The following is a 16430-nucleotide window of genomic DNA, read 5'->3' as shown; positions in this document are numbered from 1 at the left end:
TGGACCGGCGACGGGGGTCAAGATCGCACGCCGGGAGGCATCTGTGTCAGCGCTGGAGCCGGACGACCCGCGCTCCGTGGGGGAGTACCGGTTGCTGGGCCGGCTGGGTGTGGGCGGCATGGGCCGGGTCTTCCTCGGGCGTTCACCGGGCGGACGGCTGGTCGCGGTCAAGGTGGTCCACGCCGAGCTGCTGCGCAGGCCCGAGTTCCGCGACCGCTTCCGCCGTGAGGTGCAGGCCGCGCGGATGGTCAGCGGCGCCTTCACCGCGCCGGTCGTCGACGCCGACCCCGACGCGCCCCTGCCCTGGCTGGTCACCAGCTACATCGCCGGGCCGTCGCTGGAGCGCGCGGTCGCCGAGCAGGGGCCCTTCGACCCGCGGGCGGTGCTCGCGCTGGCGGCCGGGCTGGCCGAGGCGCTGGTGTCGATCCACGCGGCGCACCTCGTCCACCGCGACCTCAAGCCCTCCAACGTCCTCCTCGCCGAGGACGGGCCGCGCGTCATCGACTTCGGCATCGTCCGCAGCGTCGACGCCGACTCCATCACCGGCACCGGGCACATGGCGGGCTCCCCGGGGTTCATGTCCCCCGAGCAGGTCAACGGCGACGAGGTCACCTGGGCCAGCGACGTGTTCTGCCTGGGCGCGGTGCTGGCCTTCGCGGCGACCGGCGCCAACCCCTTCGGCGGTGGTCCCACCCCCGCGCTGCTCTACCGCGTGGTGCACAACGCCCCCGACGTGGACGCGGTGACCGACCCGGCCCTGCGCGCCCTGATCGCCGACTGCCTCGCCAAGGAACCGGCCCGCCGTCCCACCCCGCGCGAGATCCTCGCCCGGATCGGCCCGCTGGGCGGCGAGAGCGCGACGGCCCTGCCGTACGCCCACCAGTGGACGCCGGCTGCCCGTCCGACCCGCGCGGACGCGGTACCCACCATGGTCGTGCCGCCTCCCGGGATGCCGGCGGCCCACCCGCACACCCGCGTCGACACCACGCCCCCGCCACCGCCCGCACCGGCGGGCGCGCGCCGCACGGCGGCCGATGGCGGTGGCCGCCGCAGCAGACGGGCCTTCCTGCTCTCCGGCGCGGGCGCGGTCGCCGCGCTCGGCGTGGGCACCGGGTTCTGGCTCAACCGCCCCGCCGCGTCGGACGACTCCGCGCCGGCCCCCTCGCCCTCCACCGCCGCCCCGCAGCCCCCGGGCCCGGTCGGGCTCTGGCCCCTCGACGAGGCCGACGGCGGGATCGCGCGGGACACGGCGGGCGGACACGACGGCACCGCGACCGGCGTCACGTGGCAGGCCGGCGAGGGCGGAGCCGCCTTCGACGGGACCGGCGGCCAGATCGTCACCGACGGGCCGGTCCTGGAGACCGGCGAGGGCCGCAGCTTCACCGTCGCGGCCTGGGTCCGCCTGACCGCCGTACCAGGCACCTTCGCCACCGCCGTCAGCCAGGACAGCGACACCGCCAGTGGCTTCTACCTCCAGTACGCCCACGAGGACGGCGGCTGGGCCTTCTCCCGTCCCGGCCTGCGCGCCGTCGGCCGCACCGCACCGGCCGCCGGCGTCTGGACCCACCTGACCGGAGTCTGCGACGGCCGGACCCGCAAGCTCCGCCTCTACGTCAACGGCGTCCAGGAGGCGGAGACCGACGACACCGGCGCCGCCCCCGCCACCGGCGCCTTCATGATCGGCCGGGCCTCCTACGACGGAACACCCGCCGACTTCTTCCCCGGCACCGTCCGGGACGTACGCGCCTTCGACCGTGCGCTGCCCCCGGCCGAGGTCGGGAAGCTCGTGTGACGGGACTGACGCTCCCTCACCGGCACGCCGCGAGGCGCCGGTCGGGCGGGACGGGGATCACGCCCCGCCGCGACCCCCGTCCGGGCGGTCGTCCTTGTCGGCGTCCCGGTCCTTGCCGCCGTCTGTGTCCCGGTCCCCGTCCGGGTCCGGATTCTTCGGGTCGTCCTTGCCCAGGGACTTCAGGAAGTCCGGGTTGTCGTCCGGCGCGACCCACTGCCGCCGGCCGCCGCCCGCCCAGGGCGACGCTCCCGCCGGGTGCCGCTTCTTGCCGGCGATGATCCACGAGACCGACCCGACCAGTGGGAACAGCAGCACGAGGATGGCCCAGAAGGGCTTGGGGATGTACCGCACGTCCTCGTCCTTCGTGCTGATGCAGTCGATGAACGCGTAGACGCTCAGGGCCAGTGGCACGAGGAACATCAGCACCCGGAGCATGGGCGTCTCCAGCGGAAGCGGGGGGGTGGGGACGCGTCACGACCCCAGGTACAGGGCCAGGGTAGCGGCTCGGGGATACTGGACGGCATGGCTTACGACGATCTTCGCTCCCTGCTCAGGGCGCTGGAGCGCGAGGGCGACCTCAAGCGCATCAAGGCCGAGGTGGACCCGTACCTGGAAGTCGGGGAGATCGTCGACCGGGTGAACAAGGCCGGCGGCCCCGCCCTCCTCTTCGAGAACGTGAAGGGCTCCGACATGCCCCTCGCGATGAACGTCTTCGGGACCGACCGCCGTCTGCTCAAGGCCCTCGGGCTCAAGTCGTACTCCGACATCTCCGACAAGATCGGCGGCCTGCTCCGTCCCGAGCTGCCGCAGGGCTTCGTCGGGATGCGCGAGGCGTTCGGCAAGCTCGGCACGATGACGCACGTGCCGCCGAAGAAGGTGAAGCAGGGCAGCGCGCCCGTCCAGGAGACCGTCCTCACCGGCGACGACGTCGACCTCGACCGGCTCCCCGCCCTCTTCACCTGGCCGGACGACGGCGGCTCCTTCTTCAACCTGGGCCTCACCCACACCAAGGACCCGGAGACCGGCGTCCGGAACCTGGGCCTGTACCGGCTCCAGCGCCACGACAAGCGCACTATCGGCATGCACTGGCAGATCCACAAGGACAGCCGGAACCACTACCAGGTGGCCGCCCGGCGCGGCGAGCGCCTGCCGGTCGCCATCGCCTTCGGCTGCCCGCCCGCCGTGACCTACGCCTCCACCGCCCCGCTCCCCGGCGACATCGACGAGTACCTGTTCGCCGGGTTCCTCCAGGGCAAGCGGGTCGAGATGGTCGACTGCAAGACGGTCCCGCTCCAGGTCCCCGCGCAGGCCGAGGTCGTCATCGAGGGCTGGCTGAAGCCCGGCGAGATGCTCCCCGAGGGCCCCTTCGGCGACCACACCGGCTTCTACACCCCGCAGGAGCCCTTCCCCGCCCTGAAGATCGACTGCGTGACGATGCGGAAGCGCCCGCTCCTCCAGTCGATCGTGGTCGGCCGCCCGCCGACGGAGGACGGCCCGCTGGGACGGGCGACGGAACGCTTCTTCCTCCCGCTCCTCAAGATCATCGTCCCGGACATCGTGGACTACCACCTCCCCGAGGCCGGCGGCTTCCACAACTGCGCGATCGTCTCGATCGACAAGAAGTACCCCAAGCACGCCCAGAAGGTCATGCACGCCATCTGGGGCGCCCACATGATGTCCCTGACCAAGCTGATCGTGGTCGTGGACTCCGACTGCGACGTCCACGACCTGCACGAGGTCGCCTGGCGCGCGCTCGGCAACACCGACTACGGGCGCGACCTGACCGTCGTGGAGGGCCCGGTCGACCACCTCGACCACGCCTCCTACCAGCAGTTCTGGGGCGGCAAGGCGGGCATCGACGCGACGCGGAAGCTGCCCGAGGAGGGCTACACCCGCGACGGGGGCTGGCCGGACATGGTGCTGTCCGACCCGGAGACGGCGGCGAAGGTCGACCGCCGCTGGAAGGAGTACGGACTGTGACGTCGGCATCCGCCGCGCTGCCCCATCAGCCGGGGCGCACCAAGGCGTTCCTGCGCCTGGTGATGATCGAGCACTCGGTCTTCGCGCTGCCCTTCGCCTACATCGCCGCCCTGACCGCGATGTACGAGTGGGACGAGAACATCCACTGGGGCCGGCTGCTCCTGGTCACCGTCGCCATGGTCGGCCTGCGCACCTTCGCGATGGCGGTCAACCGGATCATCGACCGCGAGATCGACGCCCGCAACCCGCGCACCGCCCACCGCGAACTGGTCACCGGCGCGATGTCGGTCCGGCACGCCTGGACCGGCGCGCTCATCGCCCTGGCCGTCTTCCTGGGCGCGGCGGCCCTGCTCAACCCGCTCTGCCTCGCGCTCGCCCCCATCGCCGTGATCCCGATGGTGGTCTACCCGTACGGCAAGCGGTTCACGAACTTCCCGCAGGCCATCCTCGGCCTCGCCCAGGCCATGGGCCCGATCGGCGGCTGGCTCGCGGTCACCGGCAGCTGGTCCTGGGACGCGGTGATCCTCGGCCTCGCGGTCGGCATCTGGATCGGCGGCTTCGACCTGATCTACGCCTGCCAGGACGTCGAGACGGACCGCGAGGTCGGCGTGAAGTCGGTCCCGGCCCGCTTCGGCGTCCCGGCGGCCATCTGGGGCGCCCGCGCCTGCCACACCGTGACCACCGCCCTCTTCGTCTGGTACGCCCTCGCCACCGACGCCGGTCTCCTCTTCTGGCTCGGCCTCCTGATCGTCGCGGGCGCCTTCGTCTACGAGCACACCATCGTCCGGCCCACCGACCTGACCCGCCTCAACAGGGCGTTCTTCAGCGTCAACGGGTTCATCGGCATCGCCCTGTTCGTGTGCGCGCTGCTTGATCTGCTGGTGCGGGGCCTCACGGTCTGAAAACCCTGAGCCTGCGACTAGGCTCGACATCATGAACCCAGGACAGACGCAGCGCGTGCCTTGGATCGTGGGGGTCTCCGGAGCATCCGGTACCCCCTACGCCGCCGCCGTGCTGCGCGCGCTGCTCGCCGCCGGCGAGAGCGTCGACCTGGTGGTCAGCCGGGCCTCGCGGCTCACCCTGCTCGACGAGACCGGCATCTCCTTCCGCGACGCCCACTGGCAGCACGACCTGCGCGAATGGCTGGCCCGCGGAGCCGACGGCAAGCCCGGCACCTTCGAGGTCGACCTCGGCGACGACCGGGTGCGGCACTGGAGCGCCGGCGACCTCGCGGCCGGGCCGTCGTCGGGGTCGTACCGGACGCGGGGCATGCTGATCGTGCCCGCGTCGACGGCGTGCGTGGCCGGAGTCGCGCTGGGGCTGTCGAAGGACCTGCTCCAGCGGTCGGCGAGCGTGACCCTGAAGGAGGGACGCAAGCTGGTCGTGGCCGTGCGCGAGACCCCGCTGGACGGCCGGACCCTGCGCCACCTGGTGACCCTGGACGACGCCGGAGCGGCCGTGGTGCCCGCGTCCCCCGCCTTCTACGCCGGGGCGACGCACATCCAGGACCTCGTGGACTTCGTCGCCGGACGCGTCCTCGACGCGGCGGGCGTCCCGCACGACCTCTACCGCCGCTGGCGCGGCGACCTCGGCGGGGCCCGCCCCACCACCTGAGCACGACCTCCCCCCACAGCTTTTGTAATCCACATCCGCAGAACTCTCAGAACCCGCAGATTTCTTCAGTTTTCTTCAGTGGAAGGCTTCGATCGCATGGACGCGGTGGACAGGCAGCTCATCCAGGCCCTGAGGGAGAACGGCCGGGCCTCCTACGCCGAGCTGGGGCGCCTCGTCGGACTGTCGGGACCCAGCGTCACCGACCGCATCAACCGGCTGGAGGCGGCCGGCGTCATCACCGGCTACCGGGCGACCGTGGACTCCGCCTCGCTCGGACTCGGCGTCATCGCCCTGATCGGCATCTCGCTCTCCGACGCCGCCGACCACGAGGACGTCGCGCAGCGGCTGAAGGACCTGAGCGAGATCGAGGACTGCTGGTTCATCGCCGGCGACGACTCCTACATGCTCAAGGTGCGGGCCACCGACGTGGACGGCCTGGAGAGCATCATCCGCCGCCTCTCCGGCACCAAGGGCGTCTCCCGCACCCGTACCACCATCGTGCTCTCCACCAAGTGGGAGAACCGGGTGGGCGAGCTGCCCGAAGAGGTCTGACACCGGGGCCCGGCACCGGGGGCGTACGGTTTACGAGTCTGTCTCAGAAAGAGGTATCGCATGGACGCCGGGCTCAAGCGGGAGCTGGAGCAGAAGGTCCGCTCCGGGGAGCGGCTGACCCGCGAGGACGGCATCGCGCTGTACGAGTCGGACGATCTCGCCTGGCTCGGCGGCCTCGCGCACGAGGTGCGGACGCGGAAGAACGGCGACGTCGTCCACTTCAACGTCAACCGCCACCTCAACATGACCAACGTGTGCACCGCCTCCTGCGCGTACTGCTCCTTCCAGCGCAAGCCGGGGGAGAAGGACGCGTACACGATGCGCATCGAGGAGGCGGTGAAGCTCGCCAAGGCGATGGAGGGCGAGAACCTCACCGAGCTGCACATCGTCAACGGCCTGCACCCGAACCTGCCGTGGCGCTACTACCCGCGCTCCCTGCGGGAGTTGAAGGCCGCGCTGCCGGACGTCTCGCTCAAGGCGTTCACCGCCACCGAGATCCACCACTTCGAGACCATCTCCGGGATGTCCGCCTCCGACATCCTCGACGAGCTGATCGACGCCGGTCTCGAGTCGCTGACCGGCGGTGGCGCGGAGATCTTCGACTGGGAGGTGCGGCAGCACATCGTCGACCACCGCACCCACTGGGAGGACTGGTCCCGCATCCACCGCCTGGCGCACGAGAAGGGTCTGAAGACCCCGTGCACCATGCTCTACGGCCACATCGAGGAACCGCGTCACCGCGTGGACCACGTGCTGCGCCTGCGCGAACTCCAGGACGAGACCGGCGGCTTCCAGGTCTTCATCCCGCTGCGCTACCAGCACGACTTCGTGGACATGAAGGACGGCAAGGTCCGCAACCGGCTCCAGGCGCGCACGCAGATGGCGACCGGCGCGGAGGCCCTCAAGACCTTCGCCGTCTCGCGGCTCCTCTTCGACAACGTCCCGCACGTCAAGGTCTTCTGGGTGATGCACGGCGTCCAGACCGCCCAGCTGGCCCTCCAGCACGGCGCGGACGACATGGACGGCTCGGTGGTCGAGTACAAGATCACCCACGACGCGGACGACTTCGGCACGCCGAACAAGCTGACGCGGGAGGACCTGCTCGACCTGATCCGCGACGCGGGGTTCCGGCCGGTGGAGCGGAACACGCGGTACGAAGTCCTCCGTGAGTACGACGGGCCCGACGCGGCACGCCGGGAGTCGCCGCAGCCGATGCGGGTGTGACGTCTCCGGTTGTTTCCCGGGTCCGGGTGAGTGGGTGGTTGCTCGCGCAGTTCCCCGCGCCCCTTCAGGGACGTGCGCTGAACGTCCCTGAAGGGGCGCGGGGAACTGCGCGACCAGCCACATACGGCCCGCACTTTCAGGTAATGGTTACCATGGGGCCGTGTCCCTTACCTTCGCCTTCGATCCGCCCGTCACCCCCGACCTCCGCGACGGCGTAATCGACCTGTGGACCGACGTCACCAACGCCGGCGGTTCCGTGGGCTTCGTGCCGCCGGTGACGCGGGAGGACATCCGTCCCGAACTGCTCAAACACCTGACCGGCATGGCCGAGGGCCGCACCCGCCTCCTCGTCGGACACGACGCCGAGGGGCAGGTGGCCGCCACCGCGTTCCTCGCCCTGAACACGCACCGGCTGATGGGCCACTGGCTGTGGCTCTACACGGTGATGGTCCACCCGCGCCACCAGGGCCGGGGCTACGGCCGCGACCTGATGACCGCCGCCGCGGACGCGGCCCGCACCGTCGACGGCATCGAGGCGATACGCCTCACCTGCCGCGGCGGCCTCGGCCTGGAGCGGTTCTACGAGTCCTGCGGATACAAGGAGGTCGGCCGGGTGCCCGGCGCGATCCGGGTGGCCCCGGGCGACGACCGCGACGACATCTTCCTCCTCCTGCCACTGACCTGACTCCACCCCCCTGCGGGACGCGCACCCCGGCATGCTTCACTGGGCAGTGCCTCTTTGTGCCAGAAACGGAAGAGTGGATTGAGATGCTCCGGTACACGCTGATGCGGCTCGGGATCTTCGTGGCCTGCCTCGTGGTCGTCTGGGGCCTCGTCTACGCCGGCGCGCTCCCGCGCGGCCTCGGCGACTCCAACGGCATGTGGGTCATCCTGCTCGCCCTGCTCATCTCGGCCCCCATCAGCTACGTCGCGCTGCGCAAGGAGCGTGACCGGGCCTCCGTACAGGTCGTCGGCCGGGTGGACCGCATGAAGGCCAACCTGGAGGCCAACCGCGGCCAGGAGGACCTCGCCGACGACTCCGCACGGGCACAGGCGCGGACGCGGGAGCAGGCCTCGTAACGTCCGTCACACCACGCGCACGCCCCGGCTTCCTGATTCACAGGAAACCGGGGCGCTTTGCGTTTTGCGGGCGATAGTGGACTCCAGCCTCTCAAAGATAGGCTTTGAGTGTCCCAAAGCATGGGTGTTAAAGTCGTGTGCATGAAGCAAGCAGCCGCGCCCGCCACACCGCCGAGCCTCGGGCTCGTGGCGCGCCTGCACGTGGACCTCTGTCGGTGCGCGTCCGCGAACTGTCGCCCCTGACGTCCTCCCCCCACCCGTCGTTCTCCACGTCAGTCCAGCGCGCCCGTCCCCGCGTCCCGTCCCCTTACGGAGCATGTCCGTGTCTTCAGAGACTTCAAAGTCTTCCGTGTCCTCGGTCACGAAGTACTTCAAGGTGCCCTTCTGGGCCCAGATACTCGCCGGCCTCGTGCTCGGCGTCCTGCTCGGCTGGCTGGCCCGAAGCCAGGACATATCCTGGCTGGTCACCACCCTGGAGAAGGTCGGTGACACCTTCATCGGCCTGCTGAAGCTGGCCGTCGCACCGCTCGTCTTCTTCGCGATCCTGGTGTCGATCACCAACCTGCGGAAGGTCAACAACGCGGCCCGCCTGGCGTCCCGCACCCTCCTCTGGTTCATGATCACCTCGCTGATCGCGGTGGCCATCGGCCTCGTCATCGGCCTGGTCACCAACCCGGGCGCCGGCACCGGCCTCACCCCCGCCGACGGCGCCAAGCCCGAGAACACCGGGTCCTGGATCGACTTCCTGACCGGCATCGTGCCCACGGACGTCATCACCCCGTTCACCGAGCTGAACGTCCTCCAGATCGTCTTCATGGCCGCCGTCGCCGGCATCGCCGCCCTCCAGCTCGGCGAGAAGGCCCAGCCGATCCTGAACCTGAGCGAGTCGATCCTCGAACTCCTCCAGAAGGCCCTGTGGTGGGTCATCCGCCTCGCCCCGCTCGGCACCGTCGGCCTCATCGGCAACGCCATCGCCACCTACGGCTGGGACCTGATCGGCAAGTACGCCACCTTCACCGCCGACATCTACGTCGGCTGCGCCATCGTGCTGTTCGTGGTCTACCCGGTGCTGCTCGCCACCGTCGCCAAGGCCAGCCCGATCCAGTTCTTCAAGGGCGCCTGGCCCGCGATCCAGCTGGCCTTCGTCTCCCGCTCCTCGGTCGGCACCATGCCGCTCACCCAGAAGGTCACCGAGCGCCTCGGCGTCCCGAAGGAGTACGCGTCCTTCGCCGTGCCCTTCGGCGCGACCACCAAGATGGACGGCTGCGCCGCGATCTACCCGGCGATCGCCGCGATCTTCGTCGCGCAGATCTTCGACATCCAGCTCGGCATCGGCGACTACCTGCTGATCGCCTTCGTCTCGGTGGTCGGCTCCGCCGCCACGGCGGGCCTCACCGGCGCCACGGTCATGCTGACCCTGACCCTCTCCACCCTGGGCCTGCCCATGGAGGGCGTCGGCCTCCTCCTCGCCATCGACCCGATCCTGGACATGATGCGCACCGCGACGAACGTCGCCGGCCAGGCGCTGGTCCCGGTCATCGTCTCGGCCCGCGAGGGCATCCTCGACCGCAAGGCCTACGACGAGGCGCACGCCTCGCCGATCGACGAGCCGGAGCGCGAGAAGCAGGCACCGGAGCCTGTTCCGGCCCCCGCCTGAGCACTGGCCCACCCGACACAGGACGCCCCGCGCCGGCACCCGGCGCGGGGCGTCCTGTGTCGTGCCGTGCGGGCTCGGCGGTGCGCAGTGCGCGGCGGTGGCGTGCTGATCACCGCCGTGCGGACCGTACGCTGATGCGCATGGGTGCCGGGAAGACCAAGCGGATGCCGCGTGCGGTGCGTGAGCAGCAGATGCTGGACGCCGCCGTGCGCGTCTTCGGACAGCGCGGGTACATGGCGGCGTCGATGGACGAGATCGCCGAACTGGCGGGTGTCTCCAAGCCGCTGGTGTACCTGTACCTGAACTCGAAGGACGACCTGTTCACCGCGTGCATCCGGCGTGAGGCCCGGGCCCTCACCGAGGCGGTCCGGGCCGGTGTGCGTCCGGGGCTGTCCGCCGACGGGCAACTGTGGTCGGGGCTGCGGGCGTTCTTCACGTACACCGCGCGGTACCCGGACGCGTGGCGGGTGCTGCACCTGCACGCCCGTACGCACGGTGAGCGGTTCGCGGCCGAGGTGGCGGCGATGCGCGAGGAGATCGTCGCGTTCGTGACGCAGCTCATCGCGGCGGCGGCGCGGGACGCGCACCGCGATCCGCACCTGCCCGAGGGCGAGGTCGCGGGGCTCGCCGAGGCGCTGGTCGGTGCCGCCGAGTCGCTCGCCGACTGGGCGGGCGCCACCGAGGGCGTCACCGCGAGGCAGGCGGCGGCGACCCTGATGAACTTCGCCTGGGCGGGCCTGGGCGACCTGATGGCGGGCCGCCCCTGGTCCGAGCCAGAGGACGCCGGACCGGAGCCACTGGCTCAGGCCGCCGGGTAGGGCCCCGCCTCGCCGGACAGGTGCAGCCGTCGCCCCGAGTCGCCGCGCAGCTCGAACCGGCCCCCTTCGGCCCCGTACGTCACCGTCCCCGGCAGCAGCACGGGCGCCCGGAACTCCGCCCGCACCACCGTCGCGTCCGGTGTCCCGTGCTCGGCGAGGCAGCGGGCCACGGTCCACATGCCGTGCGCGATGGCCCGGGGGAAGCCGAAGAGGCGGGCGGTGAGGGGGTGGAGGTGGATGGGGTTGCGGTCCCCGGAGGCGGCACCGTAGCGGCGTCCGACGTCACCGGCGAGGCGCCACTCGCGGTGGGTGGGCAGAGGCGCGGGGCCGGAGGCCGGCGTGGGCGACGCGTGTTCCGGGCCGGAGGCCTGCGCGCTCCCGTGCCGGGCCAGGTACGTGCTGCGTGACTCCCACACCACCGCCCCGTCGGTCCGGACCTCCGTCGCCACCGTGGCCTCGGTGCCGCGGCGGTGCGGTGCCAGGCCCTCGACGTACGTGGTGAGTTCGTACGCGGCGGTCGCGGGCATGGCGGCGTACCGGGTCATGGCGATCGACGTGTGGACGAGCCCGAGCAGCGGGAGCGGGAAATCCCGGCCGCTCATCAGGCGCATGGCCGAGGGGAAGCCCAGGACGTGCGGATACGTCACCGGAAGCGCGTCGGCCCCGGTGGGAAAGCCGCACACCCGCTCGTACGCCGCGAGCCGCGCGAGGTCGACGCGGAGGCCGGGCAGGACCAGCCGGGTGCGGGGGAAGTCCGCGTCCGGGCGGGGTCGTTTGAGGGGCGACAGGAGGGCGCCGCGGGCGAGCAGCGGCGCGAGGGCGGGCGGCCCGGTCAGGGTGGTGGTCGTCGGGTTCGCGGTGGTCATCACGCCCCCAGCAGGCTCTGGCCGCAGACCCGGACGACCTGGCCGTTGACCGCGCCGGAGGCCGGGTGGGCGAGCCAGGCGGTGGTCTCGGCGACGTCGACCGGCAGGCCGCCCTGGGCGAGGGAGTTCATGCGCCGGCCCGCCTCGCGGATGAAGAGCGGGACGGCCGCGGTCATCCTCGTCTCGATGAACCCGGGCGCCACCGCGTTCACCGTCACCCCGTGCCCGGCCAGCGCGCGCGGCGCGAGCGAGCGGACCAGGCCGGTGATCCCCGCCTTGCTCGCGCCGTAGTTGGTCTGGCCCGCGTTGCCCGCGAGCCCGGCGATGGAGGCCGTCGCCACGATCCGCCCGCCCCGGTTGACCGCGCCCGCGGCGAGCAGCGCGTCCGTGGTGCGCAGGACGCTCGCGAGGTTGACGTCGAGGACGGAACTCCAGCGTTCGGCGGGCATGTTGGCCAGGCGCCGGTCGCGGGTGATGCCGGCGTTGTGGACGAGGACGTCGATGCCGCCGGGCACGGCGGCGGCGATGCGCTCGCCCGCGTCGCCGGCCGTGATGTCGAGCGCGAGGGCGGTGCCGCCGAGGCGTTCCGCGGCCCGGCGTGCCTCGTCCTCGGCCTGCGGTACGTCGAGAACGACGACCTGGGCGCCCTGTCCGGCCAGTGTCCGGGCGACGGCGGCGCCGATGCCGCGGGCGGCGCCGGTGACGAGTGCGGTGCGTCCGGCCAGCGGGAGTTCCCAGTCGTCCGGTGCGGCCGTCCCGGGGGCGGGTCCCACCTCGACCACTTGGCCGCTGACGTAGGCGGAGGCGGGGGAGAGGAGGAAGCGGAGGGTGGATTCGGCGGCGTCGGCGTGGGCGGTGTCGGTGAGCCGGACGAGGTTGACCGTCCTGCCCCGGCCGATCTCCTTGCCGAGCGAGCGGGTGAAGCCCTCCAACGCCTGCTGGGCGGCGGCCTGGTGGTGGTCGGCCGGGTCGGGCGGGGTGCCGAGCACCACCACCCGTCCGCTGGTCGCGACGGACCGTACGACGGGGTGCAGCGCGGCGTGCACCTCGGCGAGCGCGTCGACGTCCCGGACTCCGGTGGCGTCGAGGACGACGGCGGCGGGGCGTCCGGTGCCGTCCGGGCCGAGGCCGGTGCGGGCGAGGACGGGCGCGAGGTCGAGGTCGGTCTTGCCGGCGGTGAGGTGCAGCAGGCTGCCGGAGAACGCGCCGCGTTCCAGCGGGGCGGGTTGCGGCAGCCCCAGTCGCCGGGTGAGGAAGCGGCCGGGCGCGGTGCCGGTGAAGCTGAGATAGCGGTCGGCCATGTCCTGTCTCCCCAAGCCCTCGGTCATATCCACATGTGCTTACTCTGGAGTAAGGTTACCGAAGGTAAGCCTACGTCACGGGTGAGGAGCAGGTCGAGATGAGCCCTCTGGCAGCGCAGCCCACGCGCCGCGTCGCGGTCATCGGCGGCGCCCGCGTCCCCTTCGCCCGCTCCGACGGGCCCTACGCCACCGCGTCCAACCAGGAGATGCTCACCGCGGCCCTCGACGGCCTGGTCGTCCGCCACGGCCTCCAGGAGCCCGGCGCCGTCGGCGAGTTCGTGGCCGGCGCGGTCCTCAAGCACAGCCGCGACTTCAACCTCGCCCGCGAGACGGTCCTCGGCTCGGCGCTCGACCCGCGCACCCCCGCGTACGACATCCAGCAGGCCTGCGGCACCGGGCTCCAGGCCGTGATCGCCGCCGCCAACAAGATCGCCCTCGGGCAGACCGAGTCGGCGATCGCGGGCGGCGCGGACACGGCGAGCGACGCCCCGCTCGGCGTCAACGACCGCCTGCGCCGCATCCTGTTGGAGGCCCGGCGCGCGAAGTCCCTCGGCGGCCGGGCGAAGGCGCTGGCGAAGATCCGCCCCGGCCACCTGGTCCCCGACATCCCGCGCAACGCCGAGCCGCGCACCGGCCTGTCGATGGGCGAGCACGCCGCGGTCACCGCCCGGGCCTGGGGCATCGCCCGCGAGGACCAGGACGAACTCGCCGCGACCAGCCACCAGCGGCTCGCGGCGGCCTACGAACGCGGCCTGTTCCAGGACCTCGTGGTCCCCTTCCGCGGCCTGGCCCGCGACCAGAACCTGCGCCCGGGCTCGACGGTGGAGAAACTGGCGGCGCTGAAACCGGTGTTCGGGCTCTCCGGCGCCGAACCGACCATGACGGCGGGCAACTCCACGCCGCTGACCGACGGCGCGGCCACCGTGCTGCTGGCGAGCGAGGAGTGGGCCGAGGCCCGGGGCCTGGAACCGCTGGCGTATCTGACGGCGTACGAGACGGCGGCCGTGGACTTCGTCGGCGGCGACGCGGCCGGCGGCGAGGACGGGCTGCTGATGGCCCCGGCGTACGCGGTCCCACGCATGCTGGAGCGCGCGGGCCTGGGCATCGAGGACTTCGACCTCGTCGAGATCCACGAGGCGTTCGCGTCCCAGGTGCTGGCCACGCTGGCGGCCTGGGAGAAGCGCGGTCTCGCCCCGGTCGACCGGGCCCGGCTGAACGCGGCCGGCTCCTCCCTCGCCACCGGCCACCCCTTCGCCGCGACCGGCGCCCGCGTCGTGGCGACCCTGGCCACCCTGCTCGCCGAACGGGAGGGCCCGGGGCGCGGACTGATCTCGGTCTGCGCGGCGGGCGGCCAGGGTGTGACGGCCATTCTGGAACGAACGTGACCTACCCGCAGGTAACCCCCGAGACTGCACACCCCCGGCGCCGGACCATCCCCGAACCCGCACCAACTCCCCACGCGGGCCCCGTACGATCCCGAGACTGACCGCCGGTAACCCCGCCTGCCCGGTACCGGCGATGAACGCCTCGGCGCGCGAGGCACGTACGTCATGCAGCAGAGCACCGACCGCAGAGCGGTGTCGCCGCTGCACGTCCCAGGAGCCGCCCGTGTCCACCCCGCTTCCCTCTTTCGCCGCATCCGCCGCCTACGCCGACTCGCCCGGCCCCACCCTGGTGGCGCCCGAGACGCGGCGGCTGGACGGCGCCGTACGGGAGGCCTACGTACCGCCGTTCGCCCCGCCGGTGCGCCGCGGGTCCCTCGCCGACCTGCCCTTCGACAACGCGGCGGCCGTCCCCGGCCAGGTGGTCCTCAGCCGCCGCTCCGCGGACGGCGACTGGTCCGACGTGACGGCGGCGGACTTCGCCGACCAGGTGCACGCCGTGGCCAAGGGCATGATCGCGGAGGGCCTGATGCCGGGCGACCGCATCGCGATCATGGCGCGGACGACGTACGAGTGGACACTGCTGGACTTCGCCGCGTGGGCGGCCGGCCTGGTCACCGTCCCCGTGTACCCGACCTCCTCCCTCTTCCAGACCCGCTGGATCCTCCAGGACTCCGGCGCGGTCACCCTCGTCACCGAGACCACCGCGCAGGCCGCGGCCCTCGGACCCGAGCTGGACCGCATCCCCGACCTCCAGCACCTGTGGGTCATGGAGAAGGGGCACGTGGAGCGGCTGGCGGAGCTGGGCGCGCGGGTGCCGGACGCGGAGGTCGAGGTACGGCGCGGCATGCTGGGCCCCAGCACCCTCGCCACCCTCATCTACACCTCCGGCACCACCGGCCGCCCCAAGGGCTGCGTGCTCACCCACGGCAACTTCTTCGCCGAGGTGGACAACGCGATCGAGCTGCTCTACCCCGTCTTCAAGGCGGAGACCGGCGAGGAGCCCTCGATCCTGCTCTTCCTGCCGATGTCCCACGTCTTCGGCCGCATGGTCGCCGTCGCCTGCGTCCGCGCCCGGGTCCGCCTCGGCCACGCCCCGAGCCTGAAGCCGGAGGACCTGCTCCCCGATCTCGCCGCCTTCCGCCCGACCTGCCTGCTGACCATCCCTTACATGCTGGAGAAGATCTACAACAGCGCCCGCGCCAAGGCCGAGTCCGGCGGCCGGGCCTCCGCCTTCGACCGCGCCGCCTCGGTGGCCGTGCGCTACGGCGAGGCCCGGGAGGCCCACCAGACCGGCACGGGCGGCGGCCCCGGCCGCGGCCTGAAGACCGCCCGCGCCTTCTACGACCCCCTCGTCTACCGCAAGATCCGCAACGCCATGGGGGGCCAGGTCAAGTACGCCATCTGCGGCGGCTCCCCGCTCGGCCGCCGCCTCGCCGCCTTCTACGCCGGCGCCGGCATCGAGATCTTCGAGGGCTACGGCCTCACCGAGACCACGGCCGCGGCCACCGTCACGCCCCCGCTCAAGCCGCGCCTCGGCACGGTCGGCTGGCCGCTGCCAGGCACCCGTATCCGCATCGCCGCCGACGGCGAGATCCTCGTCGCCGGCGAGCAGGTCCTGCACGGCTACTGGGACCCCCAGGCGGGCGGTGTCGTCCAGGCCGCCCCCGACGGCTGGTTCGCCACCGGCGACATCGGGAGCCTGGACGACGAGGGCTACCTGACGATCACCGGCCGCAAGAAGGAACTGCTGATCACCGCGGGCGGCAAGAGCGTGGCCCCCGCCCCGCTGGAGAACTGGCTGCGCTCCCACCCCCTCATCTCCCAGTGCATCGTCCTGGGCGACCGCCGCCCCTACGTCTCCGCCCTGTTCACCCTCGACCCCGACGGTGTCACCCACTGGCGCCGCATGAACGGCAAGCACCCGGTGCCGCCGGAGCTGCTCACCGACGACGAGGAGGTCCTGGCGATCCTCCAGCGCGCGGTCGACGAGGCCAACAAGCTGGTCTCCCGCCCGGAGTCCATCCGCCGCTTCGCCGTCCTGCCGAGGGACTTCACGGAGTGGGAGGGCCACCTGACCCCCTCGATGAAGCTGCGCCGAGAGGCGATCATGCGGGACTTCGCGGGAGCGGTGGAGGAGCTGTACGACACGTAGGCCGCGCGT

At 72.2% G+C, this 16430-nt stretch carries 16 protein-coding genes; 13 read left to right on the top strand and 3 right to left on the bottom strand.

Annotated elements, in window-relative coordinates; translation table 11 throughout:
• The first annotated feature begins 43 nt into the window (after nucleotides 1-43).
• Complete coding sequence (locus ACZ67M_RS16000; protein WP_469851250.1) at nucleotides 44-1792, top strand: protein kinase domain-containing protein; 1749 nt, start codon at nucleotides 44-46, stop codon at nucleotides 1790-1792.
• A gap of 57 nt (nucleotides 1793-1849) precedes the next feature.
• On the opposite strand, the gene ACZ67M_RS15995 is transcribed toward ACZ67M_RS16000, so the two are convergent.
• Nucleotides 1850-2227 carry a PLD nuclease N-terminal domain-containing protein gene (locus tag ACZ67M_RS15995; RefSeq protein ID WP_385794237.1) on the bottom strand — a complete coding sequence of 126 codons (378 nt, stop codon included), beginning with the start codon at nucleotides 2225-2227 and terminating at the stop codon, nucleotides 1850-1852.
• Between the two features lie 87 nt (nucleotides 2228-2314).
• Here ACZ67M_RS15995 and ACZ67M_RS15990 point away from each other — a divergent pair, with 87 nt between their 5' ends.
• The 10 genes from ACZ67M_RS15990 to ACZ67M_RS15945 all read left to right on the top strand — a co-directional run bounded on the left by ACZ67M_RS15990 (nucleotide 2315) and on the right by ACZ67M_RS15945 (nucleotide 10717).
• Nucleotides 2315-3772 carry a menaquinone biosynthesis decarboxylase gene (locus ACZ67M_RS15990; protein WP_469851248.1) on the top strand — a complete coding sequence of 486 codons (1458 nt, stop codon included), beginning with the start codon at nucleotides 2315-2317 and terminating at the stop codon, nucleotides 3770-3772.
• Nucleotides 3769-4674: a menaquinone biosynthesis prenyltransferase MqnP gene (gene mqnP, locus ACZ67M_RS15985; RefSeq protein WP_392009608.1), complete on the top strand. Its 906-nt coding sequence runs from the start codon at nucleotides 3769-3771 to the stop codon at nucleotides 4672-4674. Before ACZ67M_RS15990 ends, mqnP begins: the two co-directional genes overlap by 4 nt.
• 55 nt (nucleotides 4675-4729) lie before the next feature.
• Nucleotides 4730-5386, top strand: coding sequence for a UbiX family flavin prenyltransferase (locus ACZ67M_RS15980; RefSeq protein ID WP_122615614.1), 657 nt, complete (start codon nucleotides 4730-4732; stop codon nucleotides 5384-5386).
• 96 nt (nucleotides 5387-5482) lie between these two features.
• Nucleotides 5483-5938, top strand: a complete 456-nt coding sequence (locus tag ACZ67M_RS15975) for an Lrp/AsnC family transcriptional regulator (RefSeq protein ID WP_064729209.1) — start codon at nucleotides 5483-5485, stop codon at nucleotides 5936-5938.
• 60 nt (nucleotides 5939-5998) lie between these two features.
• Nucleotides 5999-7162: an aminofutalosine synthase MqnE gene (gene mqnE / locus ACZ67M_RS15970; RefSeq protein ID WP_385794244.1), complete on the top strand. Its 1164-nt coding sequence runs from the start codon at nucleotides 5999-6001 to the stop codon at nucleotides 7160-7162.
• 160 nt (nucleotides 7163-7322) lie between these two features.
• Nucleotides 7323-7847 (top strand): GNAT family N-acetyltransferase, encoded by a 525-nt coding sequence (locus ACZ67M_RS15965; RefSeq protein WP_469851246.1) that lies wholly within the window; start codon nucleotides 7323-7325, stop codon nucleotides 7845-7847.
• A gap of 83 nt (nucleotides 7848-7930) precedes the next feature.
• Nucleotides 7931-8242 (top strand): DUF4229 domain-containing protein, encoded by a 312-nt coding sequence (locus ACZ67M_RS15960; RefSeq protein ID WP_432099523.1) that lies wholly within the window; start codon nucleotides 7931-7933, stop codon nucleotides 8240-8242.
• 141 nt (nucleotides 8243-8383) lie between these two features.
• Nucleotides 8384-8485, top strand: coding sequence for a putative leader peptide (locus tag ACZ67M_RS15955; protein ID WP_312023977.1), 102 nt, complete (start codon nucleotides 8384-8386; stop codon nucleotides 8483-8485).
• Nucleotides 8486-8558: 73 nt separating this feature from the next.
• A complete protein-coding gene (locus ACZ67M_RS15950; protein WP_392009615.1) occupies nucleotides 8559-9899 on the top strand; it encodes a dicarboxylate/amino acid:cation symporter in 1341 nt (446 codons plus the stop codon).
• Nucleotides 9900-10039: 140 nt separating this feature from the next.
• Complete coding sequence (locus tag ACZ67M_RS15945) at nucleotides 10040-10717, top strand: TetR/AcrR family transcriptional regulator (RefSeq protein WP_382803365.1); 678 nt, start codon at nucleotides 10040-10042, stop codon at nucleotides 10715-10717.
• Here ACZ67M_RS15945 and ACZ67M_RS15940 read toward each other — a convergent pair.
• Together ACZ67M_RS15940 and ACZ67M_RS15935 are read right to left on the bottom strand one after the other, a co-directional pair.
• On the bottom strand, nucleotides 10702-11583 hold the full coding sequence (locus ACZ67M_RS15940) for a MaoC family dehydratase (protein ID WP_469851243.1): 882 nt from the start codon (nucleotides 11581-11583) through the stop codon (nucleotides 10702-10704). The genes ACZ67M_RS15945 and ACZ67M_RS15940 overlap by 16 nt on opposite strands.
• Complete coding sequence (locus tag ACZ67M_RS15935) at nucleotides 11583-12884, bottom strand: 3-oxoacyl-ACP reductase (RefSeq protein ID WP_469851242.1); 1302 nt, start codon at nucleotides 12882-12884, stop codon at nucleotides 11583-11585. The genes ACZ67M_RS15940 and ACZ67M_RS15935 overlap by 1 nt, the downstream gene beginning before the upstream one ends.
• A 98-nt stretch (nucleotides 12885-12982) precedes the next feature.
• Between ACZ67M_RS15935 and ACZ67M_RS15930 the strand changes: the two genes are divergently transcribed.
• Both ACZ67M_RS15930 and ACZ67M_RS15925 read left to right on the top strand, forming a co-directional pair.
• Nucleotides 12983-14269 (top strand): acetyl-CoA C-acetyltransferase, encoded by a 1287-nt coding sequence (locus tag ACZ67M_RS15930; RefSeq protein WP_469851240.1) that lies wholly within the window; start codon nucleotides 12983-12985, stop codon nucleotides 14267-14269.
• 223 nt (nucleotides 14270-14492) lie between these two features.
• On the top strand, nucleotides 14493-16421 hold the full coding sequence (locus tag ACZ67M_RS15925) for an AMP-dependent synthetase/ligase (RefSeq protein ID WP_385794258.1): 1929 nt from the start codon (nucleotides 14493-14495) through the stop codon (nucleotides 16419-16421).
• Nucleotides 16422-16430 lie beyond the last annotated feature (9 nt).

The sequence above is a fragment of the Streptomyces sp. NPDC107500 genome (assembly GCF_055582785.1).
Note: the sequence above shows the minus strand (reverse complement) of the source record. Positions and strands in the feature narration are given on the sequence as shown.

Coding starts and splice junctions, on each gene's coding strand:
- ACZ67M_RS15995 (WP_385794237.1), bottom strand. CDS start 2,227: ATGCTCCGGGTGCTGATGTTCCTCGTGCCACTGGCCCTGAGCGTCTAC.
- ACZ67M_RS15990 (WP_469851248.1), top strand. CDS start 2,315: ATGGCTTACGACGATCTTCGCTCCCTGCTCAGGGCGCTGGAGCGCGAG.
- ACZ67M_RS15975 (WP_064729209.1), top strand. CDS start 5,483: ATGGACGCGGTGGACAGGCAGCTCATCCAGGCCCTGAGGGAGAACGGC.
- mqnE (WP_385794244.1), top strand. CDS start 5,999: ATGGACGCCGGGCTCAAGCGGGAGCTGGAGCAGAAGGTCCGCTCCGGG.
- ACZ67M_RS15960 (WP_432099523.1), top strand. CDS start 7,931: ATGCTCCGGTACACGCTGATGCGGCTCGGGATCTTCGTGGCCTGCCTC.
- ACZ67M_RS15955 (WP_312023977.1), top strand. CDS start 8,384: ATGAAGCAAGCAGCCGCGCCCGCCACACCGCCGAGCCTCGGGCTCGTG.
- ACZ67M_RS15950 (WP_392009615.1), top strand. CDS start 8,559: ATGTCCGTGTCTTCAGAGACTTCAAAGTCTTCCGTGTCCTCGGTCACG.
- ACZ67M_RS15945 (WP_382803365.1), top strand. CDS start 10,040: ATGGGTGCCGGGAAGACCAAGCGGATGCCGCGTGCGGTGCGTGAGCAG.
- ACZ67M_RS15940 (WP_469851243.1), bottom strand. CDS start 11,583: ATGACCACCGCGAACCCGACGACCACCACCCTGACCGGGCCGCCCGCC.
- ACZ67M_RS15935 (WP_469851242.1), bottom strand. CDS start 12,884: ATGGCCGACCGCTATCTCAGCTTCACCGGCACCGCGCCCGGCCGCTTC.
- ACZ67M_RS15930 (WP_469851240.1), top strand. CDS start 12,983: ATGAGCCCTCTGGCAGCGCAGCCCACGCGCCGCGTCGCGGTCATCGGC.